Genomic DNA, 20,959 nt, shown 5'->3' on the forward strand with positions numbered 1-20,959 from the left:
CTCCCTCGCCACAGAGGATTAGAGTAGGGTTTCGATCCGCAGTGAATTGGTCGACCCCGGCTGCCCGAACGGCACCCCCGCCGTAATCACCAACGTATCCCCACGCTCCGCCATGCCCTGTGCCTGGGCAATCTCCAGCGCCGTGGAACAGACCTCATCCACCTGGCGCAGCCGATCATTGACCACCGAGTGCACGCCCCACGCCACGCTCAACCTCCGTGCCGTGGACAGGTTGGGCGTAAGGTTGAGGATCGGCGCCACCGGCCGTTCCCGCGCCGCGCGCAGGGTGGAGCTGCCCGACTCGCTGTAGTTCACCAGCACCGCCACCGGCAGGATGCTGCTGATACGGCGGATCGCGCAGCTGATGGCGTCCGACACCGTGGCATCCGCCTTCGGTCGGCTGACATCCAGTTGCGCCTGGTAATCCGGGCCGTTTTCCACCTGGCGGATGATCTTGCTCATCATCTGCACGGCTTCCAGCGGGTATTCGCCGGAAGCGGTTTCGGCCGACAGCATCACCGCGTCCGCGCCTTCGGCCACGGCATTGGCGACATCGGTGACTTCGGCGCGGGTCGGCGCCGGTGAGAAGCGCATCGACTCCAGCATCTGCGTCGCCACCACCACAGGTTTACCCAGTTGGCGGCAGGTGCTGATGATGTCCTTCTGTATCTGCGGCACGCTCTCGGCCGGTACTTCCACGCCCAGGTCGCCTCTGGCCACCATGATCGCGTCGCTCAGTTCGGCGATTTCCTGCAGGCGCTGCACGGCCGAGGGTTTCTCGATCTTGGCCATCAGGAACGCCTTGTCGCCGATCAGCTCGCGGGCTTCGCGAATGTCTTCCGGGCGTTGCACGAACGACAGCGCCACCCAATCCACGCCCAGCTCCAGGCCGAAGCTCAAATCGCGCCGATCCTTGGCGGTCAGTGGGCTGAGTTCCAACAGGGCTTGTGGGACGTTCACGCCTTTGCGATCAGACAATTCACCGCCATTGAGCACGGTGGTGTCGATGGCGTCGGCATGTTTGGTGATCACCCGCAGGCGCAGCTTGCCATCGTCCAGCAGCAGGTCCATGCCGGGTTCCAGCGCCGCGATGATTTCCGGGTGGGGCAGGTTGACCCGGCGCTGGTCGCCCGGTGTTTCGTCCAGGTCCAGGCGCAACGCCTGGCCGCGTACCAGTTGCACCTTGCCCTCGGCAAAACGTCCAACCCGCAGCTTTGGCCCTTGCAGGTCCATGAGGATGCCCAGCGGGTAATTGAGCTGGCGCTCGACCTGGCGAATCCATTGGTAGCGTTGGGCATGGTCGGCGTGGTCGCCGTGGCTGAAATTGAGCCGGAAGATGTTCACCCCGGCTTCTACCAGTTCACGGATGTCGTCGATACCGTCGGTGGCCGGGCCCAGGGTGGCGAGGATTTTGACCTTCTTGTCAGGCGTCATGTTTGGCAGTCTCAAGGATCAGGATGGCGCGGAAGTCGTTGACGTTGGTGCGCGTCGGCTCAGTGATGATCAAACCGTCGAGGGCAGCGAAATAGCCGTAGCCGTTGTTGTTATCCAGCTCATCGCTGGCCGACAGCCCGAGGGCTTCGGCGCGCGAATAACTGCACGGCGTCATGATCGCGCCGGCGTTGTCTTCCGAGCCGTCGATACCGTCGGTGTCACCGGCCAGGGCGTACACGCCGGGCAGGCCCTTGAGGCTGTCGGTGAGGCTCAACAGGAATTCCGCATTGCGCCCGCCACGGCCATTGCCGCGCACGGTCACGGTGGTTTCGCCGCCGGAGAGGATCACGCACGGCGCCGCCAAGGGCTGGCCGTGTTGCACGATCTGCCGGGCGATACCGGCGTGTACCTTGGCCACGTCCCGTGCTTCGCCTTCGAGGTCGCCGAGGATCAACGGGCTGAAACCGGCCTGGCGGACTTTTACCGCCACCGCTTCCAGGGATTGCTGGGGGCGGGCGATCAATTGGAAGTGGCTGCGGGCGAGTACCGGGTCGCCGGGCTTGACGGTTTCCGAGGCCGGGTTCTGCAACCAGCTGCGTACCGAGGCGGGGGCGTCGATGTTGTAACGCTTGAGAATCGCCAGCGCCTGTTGCGACGTGCTCGGGTCTCCGACCGTGGGGCCGGAGGCAATCACCGTGGCCTGGTCGCCGGGCACATCGGAAATCGCGTAGGTGTAGACGGTGGCGGGCCATGCGGCTTTCGCCAGTCGGCCGCCCTTGATGGCCGAGAGGTGCTTGCGCACGCAATTCATCTCGCCAATGGTCGCGCCGGACTTGAGCAGGGCTTTGTTGATGGCCTGTTTATCGGCCAGGGTGATGCCTTCTGCGGGCAACGCCAGCAGCGCAGAGCCACCGCCGGACAGCAGGAAGATCACGCGGTCGTCTTCCGTCAGGTTGCTGATCAGTGCCAATACGCGCTCGGCCACGGCCAGGCCGGCAGCGTCGGGCACCGGGTGTGCGGCCTCGACCACTTCGATTTTCTTGCAGGGCGCGCCGTGGCCGTAACGGGTGACGACCAGGCCGGTGACTTCGCCCTGCCAGACGTTTTCCACGACCAGCGCCATGGCGGCGGCGGCCTTGCCGGCGCCGATCACGATCACACGGCCGCTGCGGTCGGCGGGCAGGTAGGGTTCAAGGACTTGCCGGGGGTGGGCAGCGTCGATGGCTGTGGCAAACAGCTCGCGAAGCAGATGTTGCGGATCGACCGACATAAGCGGGCTCCCGGGGATTTTTTGTTGTTAGAGGTGCTTCAATTTCAGGAACTGGAATGCGATCAAATGTGGGAGCGGGCTTGCTCGCGAATGCGGACTGACATCCAACATCCATGTTGACGGATACACCGCTTTCGCGAGCAAGCCCGCTCCCACATTCGACCGCATTTCAAAGGTAGGAGCGGCGTGTATTACTTCTCGCGAATCGAGAAATTCGCCATATGTTCCAGGCCCTTGATCAGCGCCGAGTGGTCCCAATTGCCGCCGCCAATCGCCGTGCAGGTGCTGAACACCTGCTGCGTACCGGCGGTGTTCGGCAGGTTGATCCCCAGTTCCTTGGCACCGGCCAACGCCAGGTTGAGGTCCTTCTGGTGCAGGTTGATGCGGAAGCCCGGATCAAAAGTGCCCTTGATCATGCGCTCGCCATGCACTTCGAGGATTTTCGACGAAGCAAAACCGCCCATCAGCGCTTCCCGCACCTTGGCCGGGTCGGCGCCGTTCTTGGAGGCGAACAGCAGCGCTTCCGCGACCGCTTGGATGTTCAGCGCGACGATGATCTGGTTGGCCACCTTGGCGGTCTGGCCATCACCATTGCCGCCCACCAACGTGATGTTCTTGCCCATGGCCTGGAACAACGGCAGCGCGCGTTCGAAGGTCTGCGGCTCGCCACCGATCATGATGCTCAGGGTGCCGGCCTTGGCGCCGACTTCACCTCCGGACACCGGGGCATCCAGGTACTGCGCGCCGGTCTCGTTGATCTTGGCGGCGAACGCCTTGGTGGCGGTGGGGGAGATCGAGCTCATGTCGATCACCACTTTGTTCGGCGACAGGCCGGCGGCGACGCCGTCTTTGCGGAACAGTACGTCGTCGACCTGCGGGGTGTCCGGCACCATCACGATGATGAACTCAGCTTCCTGCGCAACCTGCTGCGGGTTGGCCAGCGCCACCGCGCCAGCGTCGATCAGCGCTTGCGGCGCCTTGCCGTGGTGCTCGGAGAGGAACAGTTGGTGACCTGCTTTCTGCAGGTTGGCGGCCATGGGTTGACCCATGATGCCGGTGCCGATAAATCCGATTTTAGCCATGAAGAAATCCTCTGTTTAGATGGCGTTGTGGGTCTTCAACCAACCCAAACCCGCTTCGGTGGTGGTCAACGGCTTGTACTCACAGCCGACCCAACCCGTGTAGCCGATGCGGTCCAAATGTTCGAACAGGAAGCGGTAGTTGATCTCACCGGTGCCCGGCTCGTTGCGCCCAGGGTTGTCCGCCAACTGGATGTGGTTGATCTCACCCAGGTGCGCGGCCATGGTGCGGGCCAGGTCGCCTTCCATGATTTGCATGTGATAGATGTCGTACTGCAAGAACAGGTTGGCGCTGCCGACCTGTTCGCAAATCGACAGGGCTTGCGCCGTGTTGTTCAGGTAGAAGCCTGGGATGTCGCGGGTGTTGATCGCTTCCATGACCAGCTTGATGCCCACGGCTTGCAGTTTTTCAGCGGCGTACTTGAGATTGGCGACGAAGGTTTTTTCCAGGGTTTCGTCGTCAACGCCTTGTGGCCGGATGCCCGCCAGGCAGTTGATCTGGGTATTGCCCAACACTTGGGCGTAGGCGATGGCCAGCTTGACCCCGGCACGGAATTCCTCGACCCGGTCCGGGTGGCAGGCCAGACCGCGTTCGCCCTTGGCCCAGTCACCGGCCGGCAGGTTGAACAGCACCTGGGTCAAGCCGTTGGCGTCGAGTTGCGCCTTGATTTCGGCAGAGCTGAATTCATAGGGGAACAGGTACTCGACGCCTTGGAAGCCGGCGTCGGCGGCCGCTTTGAAACGGGCAAGAAAGTCCTGTTCGGTAAACAGCATGGACAGGTTGGCGGCGAAACGCGGCATAAGGTTCTCCTTAATCGAGTAGGGAAATGGCGGTCGGCGCATCGTTGCCGACCAGTGCCAGATCTTCGAATTCGTTGACGGCGTTGATCTCGGTGCCCATGGAAATATTGGTCACGCGCTCCAGAATAATCTCAACGATCACCGGCACCTTGAATTCTTCGATCATTTCCTCGGCGCGGCGCAGGGCCGGCGCGATCTGGCTTGGCTCGAATACGCGCAGGGCCTTGCAACCCAGGCCTTCGGCGACGGCCACGTGGTCTACGCCATAGCCATTGAGTTCCGGCGCATTGAGGTTGTCGAAGGACAGCTGCACGCAGTAGTCCATTTCAAACCCGCGCTGGGCCTGGCGGATCAGGCCGAGGTAGGAGTTGTTCACCACCACGTGGATGTACGGCAGCTTGAACTGTGCGCCCACCGCCAATTCTTCGATCATGAACTGGAAGTCGTAGTCGCCGGACAGCGCCACCACTTTGCGGCTCGGGTCCGCCTTGACCACGCCGAGGGCGGCGGGGATGGTCCAACCCAATGGGCCAGCCTGGCCGCAGTTGATCCAGTGGCGTGGCTTGTACACGTGCAGGAACTGCGCGCCGGCAATCTGCGACAGGCCGATGGTGCTGACGTAGCAGGTGTCTTTGCCGAACACCTGGTTCATTTCTTCATACACGCGCTGTGGCTTGACCGGCACGTTGTCGAAGTGAGTCTTACGGTGCAGGGTGGCTTTGCGTTGCTGGCAGTCATTGAGCCAGGCGCTGCGGTCCTTGAGCTTGCCGGCGGCTTTCCACTCGCGGGCCACTTCAATGAACATGGTCAGGGCTGAACCGGCGTCGGACACGATACCCAGGTCCGGGGTGAAGACGCGGCCAATCTGGGTCGGCTCGATGTCGACGTGGATGAATTTGCGGCCTTCGGTGTACACCTCGACCGAACCGGTATGGCGGTTGGCCCAACGGTTACCGATGCCCAGCACCACGTCCGACTTGAGCATCGTCGCGTTGCCATAACGGTGGGACGTCTGCAGACCGACCATGCCGACCATCTGTGGGTGATCGTCCGGAATGGTGCCCCAGCCCATCAGGGTCGGGATCACCGGGATGCCGGTCAGTTCAGCAAATTCCACCAGCAACTCGCTGGCGTCGGCGTTGATCACGCCGCCGCCGCTCAACAGCAGTGGGCGTTCGGCCTGGTCCAGCAGCGCCAGGGCTTTTTCCACCTGCACGCGGGTGGCCAGTGGCTTGGCCAGGGGCAGCGGCTGGTAGGCGTCGATGTCGAATTCGATCTCGGCCATCTGCACGTCGAACGGCAGGTCGATCAGTACCGGGCCAGGGCGGCCGGAGCGCATTTCATAGAAGGCTTTCTGGAAGGCGTACGGCACTTGGCCCGGTTCCAGGACAGTGGTCGCCCACTTGGTCACCGGCTTGACGATGCTGGTGATGTCCACGGCCTGGAAGTCTTCCTTGTGCATCCGGGCGCGGGGCGCTTGACCGGTGATGCACAGGATCGGGATCGAGTCGGCCGAGGCGCTGTACAGGCCGGTGACCATGTCAGTGCCCGCCGGGCCCGAGGTGCCGATGCACACGCCGATATTGCCGGCGTTGGTGCGGGTGTAGCCCTCGGCCATGTGGGAGGCGCCTTCAACGTGGCGAGCAAGGACGTGATCGATGCCACCCACTTTCTGCAAGGCCGAATACAGCGGGTTGATTGCGGCGCCTGGGATACCGAAGGCGGTGTCCACACCTTCGCGACGCATCACCAGGACAGCGGCTTCGATTGCTCTCATTTTGCTCATGATATTGGTGCCTATTGCGTTTTGTAATTGTATACAAGTGGTGTCTGGTCAAAGTGTATTCATGGCGAGCGGCGTAGGTCAATGCATTTTATAAACTGGCCTTTGCGTTCGTCGGAACCGCTTTTTTCGACGTATGGAGCCTTTGTGCGAAAATATTGTATACAAAATTAAAAGTCATTGTGTTCTATTTGTTTGATCGAGCATCTGATCATTCAGACCTCCATCGCTTTCCCAATAACAAAAGAAGGACGGCAGCATGAGCGCTTTAACCTTGAAACTCGCCACCCAACTGGCCAGCCAGGCCCTCAGTGCAGGGCGCACCATTTCTGCTGCACCGCTGACCATCGCCGTGCTCGACAGCGGCGGCCACTTGATCACCCTGCAGCGGGAAGACGGTGCCAGCCTGCTGCGCCCGCAAATCGCCATCGGCAAGGCTTGGGGCGCGATCGCCCTGGGCAAGGGTTCACGCCTGCTGGCGCTGGACGCGCAGCAGCGACCGGCGTTTATCGCGGCGTTGAACAGTTTGGGGCAGGGCAGCGTGGTGCCTGCGCCGGGTGGGGTATTGATTCGGAGTCAGGAGGGCGTGGTGCTGGGGGCGATCGGCATCAGCGGGGATACGTCGGATATTGATGAGCAGTGTGCGATTACGGCGATCGAGGGGGTGGGGTTGATGGCGGATGCGGGGGTGTCGGCTTGACCTGATAGAGCGCTTGTGGCGAGGGAGCTTGCTCCCGTTCGACAGCGCAGCTGGAGCCGGCTTTTGGGCCCGCTTCGCAGCCCAGCGGGAGCAAGCTCCCTCGCCACAGCAAGCTCCCTCACCACAGGTTACTTATCCGGCTCGCAGCCCTTGAGCACCAACCGAATAATGGTCTGCGCCGCCGCTTCATAATCCGCCTCATCCAACTTGGCCTTCCCGGTCACCGCCGAGATCTGCCAGTCAAAATCCGCATAGGTCTGCGTAGCCGCCCAGATACTGAACATCAAGTGGTTGGGGTCGATCGGCGCGATCAGGCCGCGATCTACCCAGTTCTGGATGCAGGCGATATTGTGCTTGGCCTGGGCGTTGAGCTGTTCAACCTGGTCCGCGCTGAGGTGCGGGGCGCCGTGCATGATTTCGCTGGCGAAGACTTTGGACGCAAACGGCAGGTCGCGGGAGATGCGGATTTTCGAGCGAATGTAGTTGCTCAGTACCACCGAGGGTTCGCCATCCGGATTGAACGGCGTGGAAGCCGCCAGGATCGGCTCGATAATGCTTTCGAGCACCTCGCGGTAGAGGTTGTCCTTGGACTTGAAGTAGTAGTAGACGTTGGGCTTGGGCAGCCCTGCCTTGGCGGCGATGTCGCTGGTTTTGGTCGCGGCGAAGCCCTTGTCGGCAAACTCCTCGCTGGCCGCCCGCAGGATCTTTTCTTTGTTGCGCTCGCGAATGGTGCTCATAAACCTGGAGTTTCCTTGCCAAGACTGGCGGTTGCGCATGGTAGCACCGGCCATCCGCGAGCCTCAACAATCTGCCCGCAGGGCCTTGCGCCGCGCTATGCTCGCGCCATCCCACTCTTACGGAAGCCCGATTCATGGCAGGAAGCAGCTTGTTGGTGTTGATCGACGATATCGCCGCGGTACTCGATGACGTTGCCCTGATGACCAAAATGGCGGCAAAGAAGACCGCCGGCGTGCTGGGTGATGACCTGGCGCTCAATGCCCAGCAGGTTTCCGGTGTGCGTGCGGAGCGGGAAATTCCCGTGGTGTGGGCGGTGGCCAAGGGGTCGTTCGTCAACAAGTTGATCCTGGTGCCGGCCGCCTTGTTGATCAGTGCGTTTGCGCCCTGGGCGGTGACGCCGTTGTTGATGCTCGGCGGTGCCTACCTGTGTTTCGAAGGGTTCGAGAAGCTGGCGCATAAATTCCTGCACAACAAAGACGAAGACCAGGCGCAACATGCGCAGTTGGTCGAAGCGGTTGCGGACCCGGCAACCGACCTGGTGGCCTTCGAAAAGGACAAGATCAAAGGCGCTATCCGTACCGACTTCATCCTCTCCGCCGAAATCATCGCCATCACCCTCGGCACCGTGGCCGATGCGCCCTTGATGCAGCAGGTGATCGTGCTCTCCGGCATCGCGATTGTCATGACCGTGGGCGTGTATGGCTTGGTGGCCGGTATCGTCAAGCTGGATGACCTGGGCCTGTGGCTCACCCAGAAGCCTGGCCAGGCGGCGCGCAGCATCGGCGGCGCCATCCTGCGGGCGGCGCCGTACATGATGAAAAGCCTTTCGGTGATCGGGACCGCGGCGATGTTCCTGGTGGGCGGCGGGATTCTCACCCATGGCGTGCCGGTGGTGCATCACTGGATCGAGACCGTGAGCCAGAGCGCAGGCGCGTTGGCCTGGTTGGTGCCGGTGCTGCTCAATGGTGTGGCGGGGATCATTGCCGGGGCCGCGGTGCTGGCGCTGGTCAGCGGGGTGGGCAAGCTCTGGAAGACCGCGAAGGCCTGATCGCGCGGCAATAAAAAAGGCCATTCAATCGAATGGCCTTTTTTGTGGGCGTTTACTCGGCGATCTGCAACTTGCGCGATTCCGTGTAGATGTAGCGCACCTTTTCGTACTCAAATGGCGAGTTCATCTGACCATAGCGGAAGCTGGTCTGGTAGCGCTTGTCCACCGCACGCAACGCCCAGATTTCCGGGTGGTTGGAGCTGACTTCGGCGACGTTGAGGAAGTTGATCTGGGTCTCGGCACCGTAGTCGACGATCAGGCCGGTGGTGTCGCGCAGGTTCGATGGGCCGAAGATCGGCAGCACCAGGTACGCGCCGCCGGGCACGCCGTAGAAGCCCAGGGTCTGGCCAAAGTCTTCGCTCTGGCGCGGCAGGCCCATGGCGGTTGCCGGGTCCCACAGGCCGGCGATGCCGATAGTGGTGTTGACCAGCAGGCGGCCAGTGGTTTCCAGGGAACGATGGCCCTTGAGTTGCAGCAGGCTGTTCAACAGGTTGGGCACATCGCCCAGGTTGTTGAAGAAGTTGCTCACGCCGGTGCGCAGGAAACTCGGGGTGACGTAACGGTAGCCGTCGACCACCGGCAGGAACACCCATTGGTCGAAGCGGTAGTTGAAGTGGTACACGCGACGGTTCCACGACTCCAGTGGGTCATACACGTTGAGCGCGGTGAGCGACGACCGCTCGAACTCGCGCTGGTCCAGGCCCGGGTTGAACTTGAGCTTGGTCAGCGGTTCCTTGAATCCATCGGAGTCGACCTTGACTGGTTCATGGGCCTTGCTGTTGTCGGCATTGGCCACGCCTGCGCACATCAAGGCGGCAAGCAGCAGAAGATATTTAGCCACGGAAGAACTCCAGCATGGCGTCGGCGTTGACGCGGTAATTGAGGTTGCCGCAGTGGCCGCCCAGCGGGTAGACGGTCAAGCGATCGCCGAAGGTTTTACGCAGGAAGCCGAGGTCGCCAGGGCCGAGGATCACGTCGTCGGCGTTGTGCATCACGGCGATTTTCGGGCTGGCGTGCAGGTAGTCCTTGAGGGCGTACAAGCTGACCTGGTCGACCAGTTGCAACAGGCTGCCGCCGTCGGAGCGGGCGCGCCACATCGGAATAACCTGCTCGGTGAGGTAGCAGTCGAAGTCGCACTGCAGCGCACGCTTGAGGAACGGCGTCAGGCTGGTGCTTTCGGTGATCGGGTATTTGGGCGGGATGATCAGGCCGCGGCGGTTGATCAGGTCCGAGGTGAAGGCGATGTCAGCTGCCGAGAAACGGAACGAAGTGCCGATCAGCATGGCCATCTGTTCGTTGGTCAGGTGCTGCTTGGATTGCTGGAAGTCGTAGAGCAGGGCGTCGTTCAGGTCGATATAGCCCTTTTGCTGGAAGTAGCGGGTCAGTTTGTTCAGCACCAACTCATAGAAGGTGGTGGTGTTGTTGATGCCTTTCACCTCGGTCTGCACCAGCTTGTCGAGGTTGGTGATCGAGGTGTAGAGGTTGACCGGCGGGTTCAGCAGCAAGACTTTCTTGAAGTTGAAGCTGCGGCGCGTCTCGTCGAGCTTGCTGACGAACGCCGCATCCAGGGCGCCGAGGCTGTAGCCGGTGAGGTAGAAGTCGGTCACCGGCAACGAAGCGTTCTGCGCGCGCACGGCTTGCATCACGCGGTACATGTCTTCGGCGTCTTCCTGGGTGATCCCCGGCGTGGCGAAGCGCGAGGCGGCGCTAATGAAGTCGAAGCTGGTGGGCGACGACAGTTGCACCACGTGGTAGCCGGCCTGGTAGTACAGCTTTTTCAGGTATTCATTGATGCTGCTGTCGAAGCGCGCACCGGTGCCCGCGATCAGGAAGATCAGCGGCGCGGCACGATCTTGCTTGGCGATGCGGTAGGTGAGTTTCTTCACCGCCCAGAAGTTGTCCGGCAGGCTGAATTCGCGCTCGGGGCGCATGTTCAGGGTGTAATCGGACTGGTTGATCTCGTCATCGCTTGGCAATTTGGGCCGAAGGTCAGGCGGGGTGGTGGCGATGGTGGCTTCAAACGGGTTGGTCAAAGGGTAGCCATAGCTGGCTTGGTCAATGTCGACGGCCAGTGCTGACGCACTCAGAAAAAGGCTGCCCAGCAGGGCAGCACAGCGCAAGGAACGGAGCATGACTTAATCCCTAGGAGGAAACGTGCTTGATGAAGTTCGCAGGCTATGACCGCCGTCCTATCGCCGAAGTGCCATCACGCGGCACGAAATGTCGGAAAATAACGTCGGAATCGGGGTAATAGTAGCCAGACGATACACTTTGACACGTGTAGGTAAACATTAATTGTGTGTATGCACCTTGCTAACGCCCACTGGCGCATTAAGCTGAGCGCCGTTTTTGCCTATCGGAGTGCCTCATGTCCCGTCGTTTGCCGTTGATTCTGCTGCTTATTGCCCTGCCGCTGTGGCTGGCCGCCAGTTATGGCGCGCGCTATGGCTTTATGGAAGATGGCCAGTGGGTGGGCATCTGCGCGGATGAGGCCAGCCGCTGGGAATGCCAGTTACGCTCGAACCTGGGCTTGATGATCCACTTCAAGGTGCTGGGCTGGGCGGCGTTGATCACGGCGGTGCTGGGGTTTTTCGTGCCGGGTCGCGCGGGGTGGGGGTTGGCCGTGCTGGGGATGGTGTTCGGGTTGCCGGCGCTGGCGTTGTACAACACCACGTTTGCGGTGTTTGCGGTGGTGATTGCGGGGTTGCGGTTGGTCAGGAAGCCTCGCGGCGTCTGATTAGCTATGTGTGGCGAGGGAGCTTGCTCCCGCTGGAGTGCGAAGCGCTCCCAAGATTTTGGGGCCGCTGCGCAGCCCAGCGGGAGCAACAAGCTCCCTCGCCACAGGTTAGGTTTAAGCCTTACGCACCCGCAAGCACCGCCACAAAGCCACAACCATCAGCAGGCTAACCACCGCCCAACCCCACGCCTGCTGATTCAACAGGCCTTCACGGTACAACTGCGGCGCAATACCCGCACCGATGATAAAGGCCAGCAGCGCAATCTCCCGGCGCGGTCCTGTCACTGGACGCACCAGGTAAACCAACGCCGGCAACACCAGCGCCGCGCTCGGGAAGCTGCGATAGCGCGGGTCGAACACCAACGCCAGCATCATCACCGCGCCCGCGAACCCAGCGATCGCCACCAACCAGCCTGCGCGTTGCTCCAGCCAGTTGAACGCCCGCTCACGCCAACCTTCCTGCGCGTTCAAGGCCAAGGCCGCATGGGCCAGCACCAGCAGGTTCAACACCAGCAGCAAACCTGCCCACACCCATTCATCATTGAAACGTGCCGTCACGCGGGTCAGCTCGGTCCAGGTGCCAATGGAGCAGGCTGCAACGGCGCCCAACAACGGCAGGGCAAGCGCGGCACGCGTGCTGCGTACGCGACCCCCCAATGCCAGGGTGCCCAGCAAGATCATCCCGCCGACGCCCAGCCACAGCGGCCAGTACGGCACATTGGTCACCGGCCCGGCGAGGATGCCCTTGTCCTGGCGATCCGCATCGAACAGGCCCCAGTAACCGCCCACGGCGCCTTCGCTCGCACGTTTCCACGGCTGGTCAAAGGCTTCGATCAGGTTGTAGTGCCAGCCATTGGCCTCGGCCATGGCGACAAAACCACGCATGAATTTCGCTTCATTGACCCGGCTCGGCACGGCGGTTTCACGCTGGCGGCCTTCGCTTGGCCAGCCGGTTTCACCGATCAGGATGTCCTTGGGGGCAAACTTGTTGCCGAAGGTCTGGCGCACATCGCCCACGTGCTTGAGGGCCTGGTCGATGCCGGACGGGTCATCTTCCCAGTACGGCAACAAGTGGATGGTGAGGAAATCCACGGCCGGGGCGATTTCCGGGTGTTGCAGCCAGAACTCCCACACGTCCGCGTAGGTCACCGGCTGCTTGATCTGGCTTTTGACGGTCTGGATCAGCTTCACCAGCTGTGCGGCGGTGACTTCCTTGCGCAGCAGCGCTTCGTTGCCGACGATCACTGAGGTCACCACGTCCGGATGGGCGTTGGCCGAGGCGCTCAGTTCGTCGATTTCCTTTTGGGTTGCGACCGGGTCACTGCTGACCCAGGCGCCGGCCATCACTTTCAGCCCGTGCTTGCGCGCCATGTCCGGCAAAGCTTCCAGGCCGGTCATGGAATAGGTGCGGATGCACTCGAAGCGGGTCGCCAGCAGGGCGAGGTCAGCGTCCATGCGCTCCGGACGCAGCGTGAATGGCTGGTCGAACGGCGATTGGTCTTTATCGAAAGGGGTATAGGACGCGCACTGCATCTTGTGCGTGGCACTGGCGACGTCGGGCAATACCACCGGCCGGCCGAGGCCATACCAGTAACCGATCAGGGCCAGCAGGCCGAGGATCAAGGCGAAAAAATAGGGCAGGGCGGGGAAGCGGGCAGTCGCGGGCATGGTCGGCTTAACTGTAGGAGCAAAGGCGCGCATCTTACCCGGATTTGCCCCGTCCCAGTGGGGCTGCATAATTTTGACATGCAAAGTTCGGGCGGGATTTTGACGTCAAGTCCTACAAAGCGTCCTACTGGCTATGTGATGTCGTTTCCTGCTTGTATGAGGTCGCTGACAGAGCAGGTCGAAGGCCCCGGCAGGTTGATGATCGAAGTGTCAGCACTCCACTGATGTCACTGCAACCGGATCGATGCGCGTGAAGGGGGCGCGGTGCACCACATAACAACAGGTTGACGTCGCTCGGCATTCGCCGGGCGCAGCACTTTCGGGGAAGTACTATGAAGATGCGACGACTCTTGGGCGCAGCTGCCACTCTGGTAGTTGCGATGAGCTCCACACTGGCCAGCGCCGACAGCAAGACCCTGAGCATCGGCTATGTGGACGGCTGGTCCGACAGCGTGGCCACCACCCACGTGGCGGCAGAAGTGATCAAGGCCAAGCTCGGTTATGACGTGAAACTGCAAGCCGTTGCCACCGGGATCATGTGGCAGGGCGTGGCCACCGGCAAGCTTGACGCCATGCTCTCCGCCTGGCTGCCGGTCACCCACGGTGAATACTGGGCCAAGAACAAGGACAAGGTGGTCGACTACGGCCCCAACTTCAAGGATGCGAAGATCGGCCTGATCGTGCCGGAATATGTCAAAGCCAAGTCCATCGAAGACCTCAAGACCGACACCACCTTCAAGAACAAGATCGTCGGCATCGACGCAGGTTCTGGCGTGATGCTCAAGACCGACGAAGCCATCAAGCAATACGGCCTCGATTACAAGCTGCAAGCCAGTTCGGGCGCGGCGATGATCGCCGAGTTGACCCGTGCCGAAGACAAACAGGAATCCATTGCGGTCACCGGTTGGGTGCCACACTGGATGTTCGCCAAGTGGAAACTGCGTTTCCTGGACGATCCAAAAGGGATTTATGGTGCTGCTGAAACCGTCAACAGCATCGGCAGCAAGGGCCTGGAGAAGAAAGCGCCGGAAGTCGCAGCCTTCCTGAAGAAATTCCAGTGGGCCTCCAAGGACGAAATCGGCGAAGTCATGCTAGCGATTCAAGAAGGCGCCAAGCCTGATGCCGCCGCCAAGGATTGGGTCGCCAAGCACCCTGAGCGTGTCGCCGAGTGGACCGGTAAATAACCCCCGAAGCGTCTAAATAGTACCTTGCAAGCCCGCCTGGCGTTTTCGCCAGGCGGGCTTTGTCGTTTCTGGGTCAGAGGCTGTCAATTCAATCACTGCAAAACTGGCGGCAACCCCGATGTCGTTCTAATACTAAGGTCGTCTGGAACCTCTACGGCAGCCGCATACAGTGGATACGTTCCAATAATAAAAAAGCTGTGCTGCGAGGATAAAAACAATGAACGACAGCATTTACCTCTCGATTCAAAACAGCCCGCGTTTCAAGGAGCTGGTGAGAAAAAGGGAAAGGTTCGCCTGGATTCTCTCGGCGATCATGCTAGGGCTTTACTCCGCTTTCATCCTGTTGATCGCCTACGGGCCACAAGTACTGGGGGCCAAGCTCAGCCCCGGTTCGTCGATTACCTGGGGCATTCCCCTGGGCGTCGGGCTGATTGTGTCTGCCTTCATCCTGACCGGCATCTACGTGCGCCGGGCCAATGGCGAGTTTGACGACCTGAACAATGCGATTCTCAAGGAGGCTGCGCAATGATCCGGCGTCTACTGGCGATATTCGGCGCTTCGCTCTTTGCTCCAGCCGTTTGGGCGGCGGACGCATTGACCGGCGAAGTGCACAAGCAACCCCTGAACGTTTCGGCCATCGTGATGTTTGTCGCGTTTGTCGGCGCCACCCTGTGCATCACCTACTGGGCCTCCAAGCGCAACAAATCGGCGGCCGACTACTATGCGGCCGGCGGCAAGATCACCGGTTTCCAGAACGGCCTGGCGATTGCCGGTGACTACATGTCGGCGGCGTCCTTCCTGGGGATTTCCGCGCTGGTCTACACCTCCGGTTATGACGGCCTGATCTACTCGATCGGCTTCCTGGTGGGCTGGCCGATCATTCTGTTCCTGATCGCCGAGCGCCTGCGTAACCTGGGCAAGTACACCTTTGCCGACGTGGCGTCCTATCGCCTGGGCCAGACTCAGATCCGCAGCCTCTCGGCCTGTGGTTCGCTGGTGGTGGTGGCGTTCTACCTGATCGCGCAGATGGTGGGTGCGGGCAAGCTGATTCAGCTGCTGTTTGGCCTGGACTATCACGTTGCGGTGATCCTGGTCGGCATCTTGATGGTGATGTATGTCCTGTTCGGCGGCATGCTGGCGACCACCTGGGTACAGATCATCAAGGCGGTGCTGTTGCTGTCCGGTGCCTCGTTCATGGCACTGATGGTGATGAAGCACGTCAACTTCGACTTCAATGCCCTGTTCTCCGAGGCGATCAAGGTTCACCCTAAAGGTGAGGCGATCATGAGCCCCGGCGGCTTGGTGAAAGACCCGATTTCAGCCTTCTCCCTCGGGCTTGCGCTGATGTTCGGTACCGCTGGCCTGCCACACATCCTGATGCGCTTCTTCACCGTCAGCGACGCGAAAGAAGCCCGCAAGAGCGTGTTCTACGCCACCGGTTTCATTGGTTACTTCTACATCCTGACCTTTATCATCGGCTTTGGCGCGATTCTGCTGGTCAGCACCAACCCGGCGTTCAAGGATGCCGCAGGCGCCTTGCTGGGCGGTAACAACATGGCGGCGGTGCACCTGGCCAACGCGGTGGGTGGCAGTATTTTCCTGGGCTTCATCTCGGCCGTGGCCTTCGCCACCATCCTTGCGGTGGTTGCCGGCTTGACCCTGGCCGGTGCGTCGGCGGTGTCCCATGACCTGTACGCCAGCGTGATCAAGAAAGGCAAGGCCAACGACAAGGATGAGATTCGCGTCTCGAAGATCACCACTGTCGCCTTGGGCGTGCTGGCTATCGGCCTGGGTATCCTGTTCGAAAGCCAGAACATTGCGTTCATGGTTGGCCTGGCGTTCTCCATTGCCGCCAGCTGTAACTTCCCGGTGCTGCTGCTTTCCATGTACTGGAAAAACCTCACCACCCGTGGCGCGATGATTGGCGGCTGGCTGGGCTTGATCAGTGCCGTTGGCCTGATGGTGCTGGGCCCGACCATCTGGGTGTCGATCCTGCACCATGAAAAAGCCATCTTCCCTTATGAGTACCCGGCGCTGTTCTCGATGATCATTGCGTTCGTCGGCATCTGGTTCTTCTCCATCACCGACAAGTCGGCGGCGGCAGAGAAAGAGCGTGCGCTGTACTTCCCACAGTTTGTGCGTTCGCAGACTGGTCTGGGATCGAGTGGGGCGGTGTCTCACTAAGGTAATAGCTGGATAGGAAAATACCCCGGTCGAAAGGCCGGGGTATTTTTTTGTCTATAAATTAGAGATTGATCTGACAAAACTGTTTCTCAAATCCTGCACAAATAAAAACGGCCTCCACTAAGGGAGGCCGTTTTCAGTGCAACTAAGCGAGGCTTACTTGCGATCTTCCAACTTGGTGATGTCACGCGACTCGTAGCCGGTGTACAGCTGGCGCGGGCGGCCAATCTTGTACGGGCTGGAGAGCATTTCTTTCCAGTGGGAGATCCAGCCCACGGTCCGCGCCAGGGCGAAGATCACGGTGAACATGCTGGTTGGAATGCCGATCGCCTTGAGGATGATCCCCGAGTAGAAGTCGACGTTCGGGTACAGCGAGCGTTCGATGAAATACGGGTCGGTCAGGGCGATCTCTTCCAGGCGCATGGCCAGTTCGAGTTGCGGATCGTTCTTGATGCCCAGTTCCTTCAACACTTCGTCGCAGGTCTTTTTCATCACGGTGGCGCGCGGGTCGCGGTTCTTGTAGACCCGGTGACCGAAGCCCATCAACTTGAACGGATCGTTCTTGTCCTTGGCCTTGGCGATGAACTTGTCGATGTTCGAGACATCGCCGATTTCATCGAGCATGGTCAATACGGCTTCGTTCGCACCGCCGTGGGCAGGGCCCCACAGTGCGGCGATACCGGCGGCGATACAGGCGAACGGGTTGGCACCCGAAGAACCCGCCAGGCGCACTGTAGAGGTCGATGCGTTCTGCTCGTGGTCGGCGTGGAGGATGAAGATCTTGTCCATCGCGGCAGCGAGCACCGGGCTGATCGGTTTGATCTCGCACGGGGTGTTGAACATCATGTGCAGGAAGTTTTCCGCGTACGTCAGGTCGTTGCGCGGGTACATCATGGGCTGGCCCATGGAGTACTTGTAAACCATTGCGGCCAGGGTCGGCATCTTTGCAACCAGGCGGATCGCGGAAATTTCGCGATGCTGCGGGTTATTGATGTCGAGGGAGTCGTGATAGAAGGCCGACAGGGCGCCGACCACACCGCACATGACGGCCATCGGGTGGGCGTCGCGACGGAAGCCGTTGAAAAAGGTCTTCAGCTGCTCGTGAACCATGGTGTGGTTCTTCACGGTGCTGACGAACTGGGCTTTCTGCTCGGCTGTTGGCAATTCGCCATTTAGCAGCAGGTAGCAGGTTTCCAGATAGTCCGACTGTTCAGCAAGCTGCTCGATCGGGTAGCCGCGATGCAGCAAAATGCCATTATCACCGTCGATATAGGTGATCTTCGACTCGCAAGAGGCGGTCGACATGAAGCCTGGGTCGAATGTGAAACGGCCCGTGGCCGTCAGGCCCCGTACGTCGATAACATCGGGACCAACGGTGCCGGTTAAAATGGGCAGCTCGACGGGGGCTGCGCCCTCGATGATCAACTGCGCTTTTTTGTCAGCCATGTGGCCTCCTATTTATGCTTCAAATCATCAGACAGACCCCCCACGCAGGGCCCGCACCACTATATTGATATAAATCCAGATGTCAATTTGCCTAAAGTCTTGCACCAGAAGGCTTTAACCGTACTTTTTCCTCGAAATTGACTGCCATTTACGCCTTTTATCCCGTCAGCGCAATCCGCTATTAGGGTGAGGTGAGCGCGTTGTCATTAGTAACCTAACTGTCTATACTCGGCCACCGACCGCCAAGGGCTTTTGGGCTTGCTTTCATTGGGGGTCGCACTCCCTGGGTGGTGCTTACCTGACCAGTGCACTCCCCAACAACTTTGCCCTGATTGTTAGGGGCTCTTCAGTGTGAAAAAAAGCCGTGAATAGCCAACGACCTGTAAACCTAGACCTAAGGACCATCAAACTCCCCATCACCGGCGTTACGTCGTTCCTGCACCGTGTTTCCGGCATCATCCTGTTCCTGGGCTTGGGCATCATGCTTTATGCATTGAGCAAATCCCTGGGTTCCGAGGAAGGTTACGCCGAGGTGAAGGCATGCTTGACCAGCCCGCTGGCCAAGTTCGTAGCATGGGGCCTCCTGTCCGCTCTGCTGTATCACCTGGTAGCCGGTGTGCGCCACTTGATCATGGATGCGGGTATCGGTGAGACGCTGGAAGGCGGCCGCCTGGGCTCGAAAATCATCATCGCCATTTCCGTGGTGCTGATCGTTCTGGCAGGAGTTTGGATATGGTAACCAGCGTTACGAACCTTTCGCGTTCGGGCCTCTATGACTGGATGGCACAACGTGTGTCTGCGGTCGTTCTCGCGGCTTATTTCATTTTCCTGATCGGATACCTCGTCGCAAATCCAGGCATCAGCTATGAGCAATGGCATGGCCTGTTTTCCCACAATGCGATGCGAATCTTCAGTCTGCTGGCCCTTGTAGCCCTGGGCGCACACGCCTGGGTCGGCATGTGGACCATCGCGACCGACTACCTGACGCCGATGGCGCTGGGCAAGTCCGCGACTGCAGTACGTTTTCTCTTCCAGGCAGTCTGCGGCGTCGCGATGTTCGCTTACTTCGTCTGGGGTGTGCAGATTCTTTGGGGTATCTGATTCATGGCTAACATTCCAACTATTTCATTCGACGCCATCATCATTGGTGGCGGCGGTGCTGGCATGCGCGCTGCGCTGCAGCTGGCCCAGGGCGGTCACAAGACTGCCGTGATCACCAAAGTGTTCCCGACCCGTTCCCATACCGTGTCGGCCCAGGGTGGCATCACCTGCGCCATCGCTTCTGCCGATCCGAACGATGACTGGCGCTGGCACATGTACGATACCGTCAAGGGTTCCGACTATATCGGTGACCAGGACGCTATCGAATACATGTGTCAGGAAGGCCCGGCCGCGGTGTTCGAGCTGGATCACATGGGTCTGCCGTTCTCCCGTACCGAGCAAGGCCGCATCTACCAGCGTCCATTCGGCGGTCAGTCGAAGGATTACGGTAAAGGCGGGCAGGCTGCCCGTACCTGCGCCGCTTCCGACCGTACCGGTCACGCGCTGTTGCACACCCTTTATCAGGGCAACCTGAAAGCCGGTACCACGTTCCTGAACGAGTACTACGCTGTCGACCTGGTGAAAAACGCCCAGGGCGAATTTGTCGGTGTAATCGCTATCTGCATCGAAACCGGTGAAACCACCTACATCCGCGCCAAGGCTACCGTGCTGGCGACGGGCGGTGCAGGCCGTATCTACGCTTCTACCACCAATGCCCTGATCAACACCGGTGACGGCGTCGGCATGGCACTGCGTGCTGGCGTACCGGTACAAGACATCGAAATGTGGCAGTTCCACCCGACCGGTATTGCCGGCGCTGGTGTACTGGTTACAGAAGGTTGCCGTGGTGAAGGTGGTTACCTGATCAACAAGCACGGCGAGCGTTTCATGGAGCGTTATGCTCCGAACGCGAAAGACCTTGCCGGTCGTGACGTTGTGGCCCGTTCGATGGTTAAAGAGATCATCGCCGGCAACGGCTGTGGCCCGAATGGCGACCACGTACTGCTCAAGCTCGATCACCTGGGCGAAGAAGTGCTGCACAGCCGTCTGCCAGGTATCTGCGAGCTGTCCAAGACCTTTGCTCACGTTGACCCGGTGGTTGCTCCGGTGCCGGTTGTTCCGACTTGCCACTATATGATGGGCGGCGTGCCGACCAACATCCACGGCCAGGCGATCACCCAGAACGCCGAAGGCCAGGACGAAATCATCCACGGTCTGTTCGCCGTAGGCGAAGTGGCTTGCGTATCGGTACACGGTGCCAACCGCCTGGGCGGCAACTCGCTGCTCGACCTGGTGGTATTCGGCCGTGCTGCTGGCCTGCACCTGGAAAAAGCGCTGACCGACGGCATCGAATACGATGACGCCACCGACGCCAACATCGAAGCTGCCCTGGCTCGCCTGAACGCTCTGAACGAGCGCACCGACGGCGAAGACGTGGCGACCCTGCGTCGCGAGCTGCAAAGCTGCATGCAGAACTACTTCGGTGTGTTCCGTACCGGCGAATACATGCAGAAGGGCATCGCCCAGCTGGCTGATCTGCGCAAGCGTATCGCCAACGTCAAGATCAACGATAAGAGCCAGGCGTTCAACACCGCTCGTATCGAAGCCCTTGAACTGCAAAACCTGCTGGAAGTGGCCGAAGCGACCGCAATCGCTGCCGAGGTTCGTAAAGAATCCCGTGGTGCCCACGCCCGTGAAGACTTTGAAGACCGCGACGACGAAAACTGGTTGTGCCACACCCTGTACTTCCCGGGTGACAAGCGCGTAACCAAGCGTGCCGTGAACTTCTCGCCGAAGACGGTTCCGACGTTTGAACCGAAGATTCGGACTTACTAAGGGTGGCTGC

19 protein-coding genes are annotated in these 20,959 nt (G+C 60.4%); 9 read left to right on the forward strand and 10 right to left on the reverse strand.

The window, feature by feature from the left end; all coding sequences use genetic code 11:
* Positions 1-18: 18 nt before the first annotated feature.
* From pyk to gcl, 5 genes are all read right to left on the reverse strand, one after another.
* Positions 19-1,434, reverse strand: coding sequence for a pyruvate kinase (pyk, locus tag H096_RS08170; RefSeq protein WP_033897620.1), 1,416 nt, complete (start codon positions 1,432-1,434; stop codon positions 19-21).
* Positions 1,424-2,704, reverse strand: a complete 1,281-nt coding sequence (locus tag H096_RS08175; protein WP_033897621.1) for a glycerate kinase — start codon at positions 2,702-2,704, stop codon at positions 1,424-1,426. The genes pyk and H096_RS08175 overlap by 11 nt, the downstream gene beginning before the upstream one ends.
* 191 nt (positions 2,705-2,895) lie before the next feature.
* On the reverse strand, positions 2,896-3,786 hold the full coding sequence (locus H096_RS08180) for a 2-hydroxy-3-oxopropionate reductase (protein ID WP_033897622.1): 891 nt from the start codon (positions 3,784-3,786) through the stop codon (positions 2,896-2,898).
* Positions 3,787-3,801: 15 nt separating this feature from the next.
* Positions 3,802-4,584 (reverse strand): hydroxypyruvate isomerase, encoded by a 783-nt coding sequence (hyi, locus tag H096_RS08185; protein WP_033897623.1) that lies wholly within the window; start codon positions 4,582-4,584, stop codon positions 3,802-3,804.
* A 10-nt stretch (positions 4,585-4,594) separates the two neighbouring features.
* A complete protein-coding gene (gene gcl, locus H096_RS08190; RefSeq protein WP_033897624.1) occupies positions 4,595-6,370 on the reverse strand; it encodes a glyoxylate carboligase in 1,776 nt (591 codons plus the stop codon).
* A gap of 256 nt (positions 6,371-6,626) precedes the next feature.
* On the opposite strand from gcl, the gene H096_RS08195 reads away from it, so the two are divergent.
* Positions 6,627-7,067: a heme-binding protein gene (locus H096_RS08195; RefSeq protein WP_033897625.1), complete on the forward strand. Its 441-nt coding sequence runs from the start codon at positions 6,627-6,629 to the stop codon at positions 7,065-7,067.
* Between the two features lie 128 nt (positions 7,068-7,195).
* On the opposite strand, the gene H096_RS08200 is transcribed toward H096_RS08195, so the two are convergent.
* A complete protein-coding gene (locus H096_RS08200) occupies positions 7,196-7,804 on the reverse strand; it encodes a TetR/AcrR family transcriptional regulator (RefSeq protein ID WP_033897626.1) in 609 nt (202 codons plus the stop codon).
* A 134-nt stretch (positions 7,805-7,938) separates the two neighbouring features.
* Between H096_RS08200 and H096_RS08205 the strand changes: the two genes are divergently transcribed.
* Positions 7,939-8,853, forward strand: a complete 915-nt coding sequence (locus H096_RS08205; protein ID WP_033897627.1) for a DUF808 domain-containing protein — start codon at positions 7,939-7,941, stop codon at positions 8,851-8,853.
* A 52-nt stretch (positions 8,854-8,905) separates the two neighbouring features.
* On the opposite strand, the gene H096_RS08210 is transcribed toward H096_RS08205, so the two are convergent.
* Positions 8,906-9,694, reverse strand: coding sequence for a VacJ family lipoprotein (locus H096_RS08210; RefSeq protein WP_033897628.1), 789 nt, complete (start codon positions 9,692-9,694; stop codon positions 8,906-8,908).
* Positions 9,687-10,985, reverse strand: a complete 1,299-nt coding sequence (locus H096_RS08215; RefSeq protein ID WP_033897629.1) for a serine/threonine protein kinase — start codon at positions 10,983-10,985, stop codon at positions 9,687-9,689. The genes H096_RS08210 and H096_RS08215 overlap by 8 nt, the downstream gene beginning before the upstream one ends.
* A 236-nt stretch (positions 10,986-11,221) precedes the next feature.
* Between H096_RS08215 and H096_RS08220 the strand changes: the two genes are divergently transcribed.
* Complete coding sequence (locus tag H096_RS08220; protein ID WP_033897630.1) at positions 11,222-11,590, forward strand: hypothetical protein; 369 nt, start codon at positions 11,222-11,224, stop codon at positions 11,588-11,590.
* Positions 11,591-11,704: 114 nt separating this feature from the next.
* Here H096_RS08220 and H096_RS08225 read toward each other — a convergent pair whose 3' ends face one another.
* The gene (locus H096_RS08225) at positions 11,705-13,258 is read right to left on the reverse strand and encodes a glycosyl hydrolase family 17 protein (protein WP_033897631.1); all 1,554 of its coding nucleotides are present in this window, start codon (positions 13,256-13,258) and stop codon (positions 11,705-11,707) included.
* A gap of 332 nt (positions 13,259-13,590) precedes the next feature.
* Between H096_RS08225 and H096_RS08230 the strand changes: the two genes are divergently transcribed.
* From H096_RS08230 to H096_RS08240, 3 genes are all read left to right on the forward strand, one after another.
* Positions 13,591-14,442: a glycine betaine ABC transporter substrate-binding protein gene (locus H096_RS08230; protein WP_025857941.1), complete on the forward strand. Its 852-nt coding sequence runs from the start codon at positions 13,591-13,593 to the stop codon at positions 14,440-14,442.
* A 217-nt stretch (positions 14,443-14,659) separates the two neighbouring features.
* A complete protein-coding gene (locus H096_RS08235) occupies positions 14,660-14,971 on the forward strand; it encodes a DUF485 domain-containing protein (protein ID WP_016972153.1) in 312 nt (103 codons plus the stop codon).
* A complete protein-coding gene (locus H096_RS08240) occupies positions 14,968-16,626 on the forward strand; it encodes a cation acetate symporter (RefSeq protein WP_028615711.1) in 1,659 nt (552 codons plus the stop codon). Before H096_RS08235 ends, H096_RS08240 begins: the two co-directional genes overlap by 4 nt.
* 156 nt (positions 16,627-16,782) lie before the next feature.
* On the opposite strand, the gene gltA is transcribed toward H096_RS08240, so the two are convergent.
* The gene (gltA, locus tag H096_RS08245) at positions 16,783-18,072 is read right to left on the reverse strand and encodes a citrate synthase (RefSeq protein ID WP_003210575.1); all 1,290 of its coding nucleotides are present in this window, start codon (positions 18,070-18,072) and stop codon (positions 16,783-16,785) included.
* 364 nt (positions 18,073-18,436) lie between these two features.
* Between gltA and sdhC the strand changes: the two genes are divergently transcribed.
* From sdhC to sdhA, 3 genes are read left to right on the forward strand one after another with little or no spacing between them, the layout of a single operon-like run.
* Positions 18,437-18,811, forward strand: coding sequence for a succinate dehydrogenase, cytochrome b556 subunit (gene sdhC / locus H096_RS08250; RefSeq protein ID WP_016979564.1), 375 nt, complete (start codon positions 18,437-18,439; stop codon positions 18,809-18,811).
* Positions 18,805-19,173, forward strand: coding sequence for a succinate dehydrogenase, hydrophobic membrane anchor protein (gene sdhD, locus H096_RS08255; RefSeq protein WP_016974690.1), 369 nt, complete (start codon positions 18,805-18,807; stop codon positions 19,171-19,173). The genes sdhC and sdhD overlap by 7 nt, the downstream gene beginning before the upstream one ends.
* A 3-nt stretch (positions 19,174-19,176) precedes the next feature.
* Entirely contained in the window at positions 19,177-20,949 is a 1,773-nt protein-coding gene (sdhA, locus tag H096_RS08260; protein ID WP_016979563.1) for a succinate dehydrogenase flavoprotein subunit, read from the forward strand.
* Positions 20,950-20,959: the final 10 nt, after the last annotated feature.

Source organism: Pseudomonas sp. FH1 (assembly GCF_000510895.2).
Taxonomy (GTDB): domain Bacteria; phylum Pseudomonadota; class Gammaproteobacteria; order Pseudomonadales; family Pseudomonadaceae; genus Aquipseudomonas; species Aquipseudomonas azotoformans_A.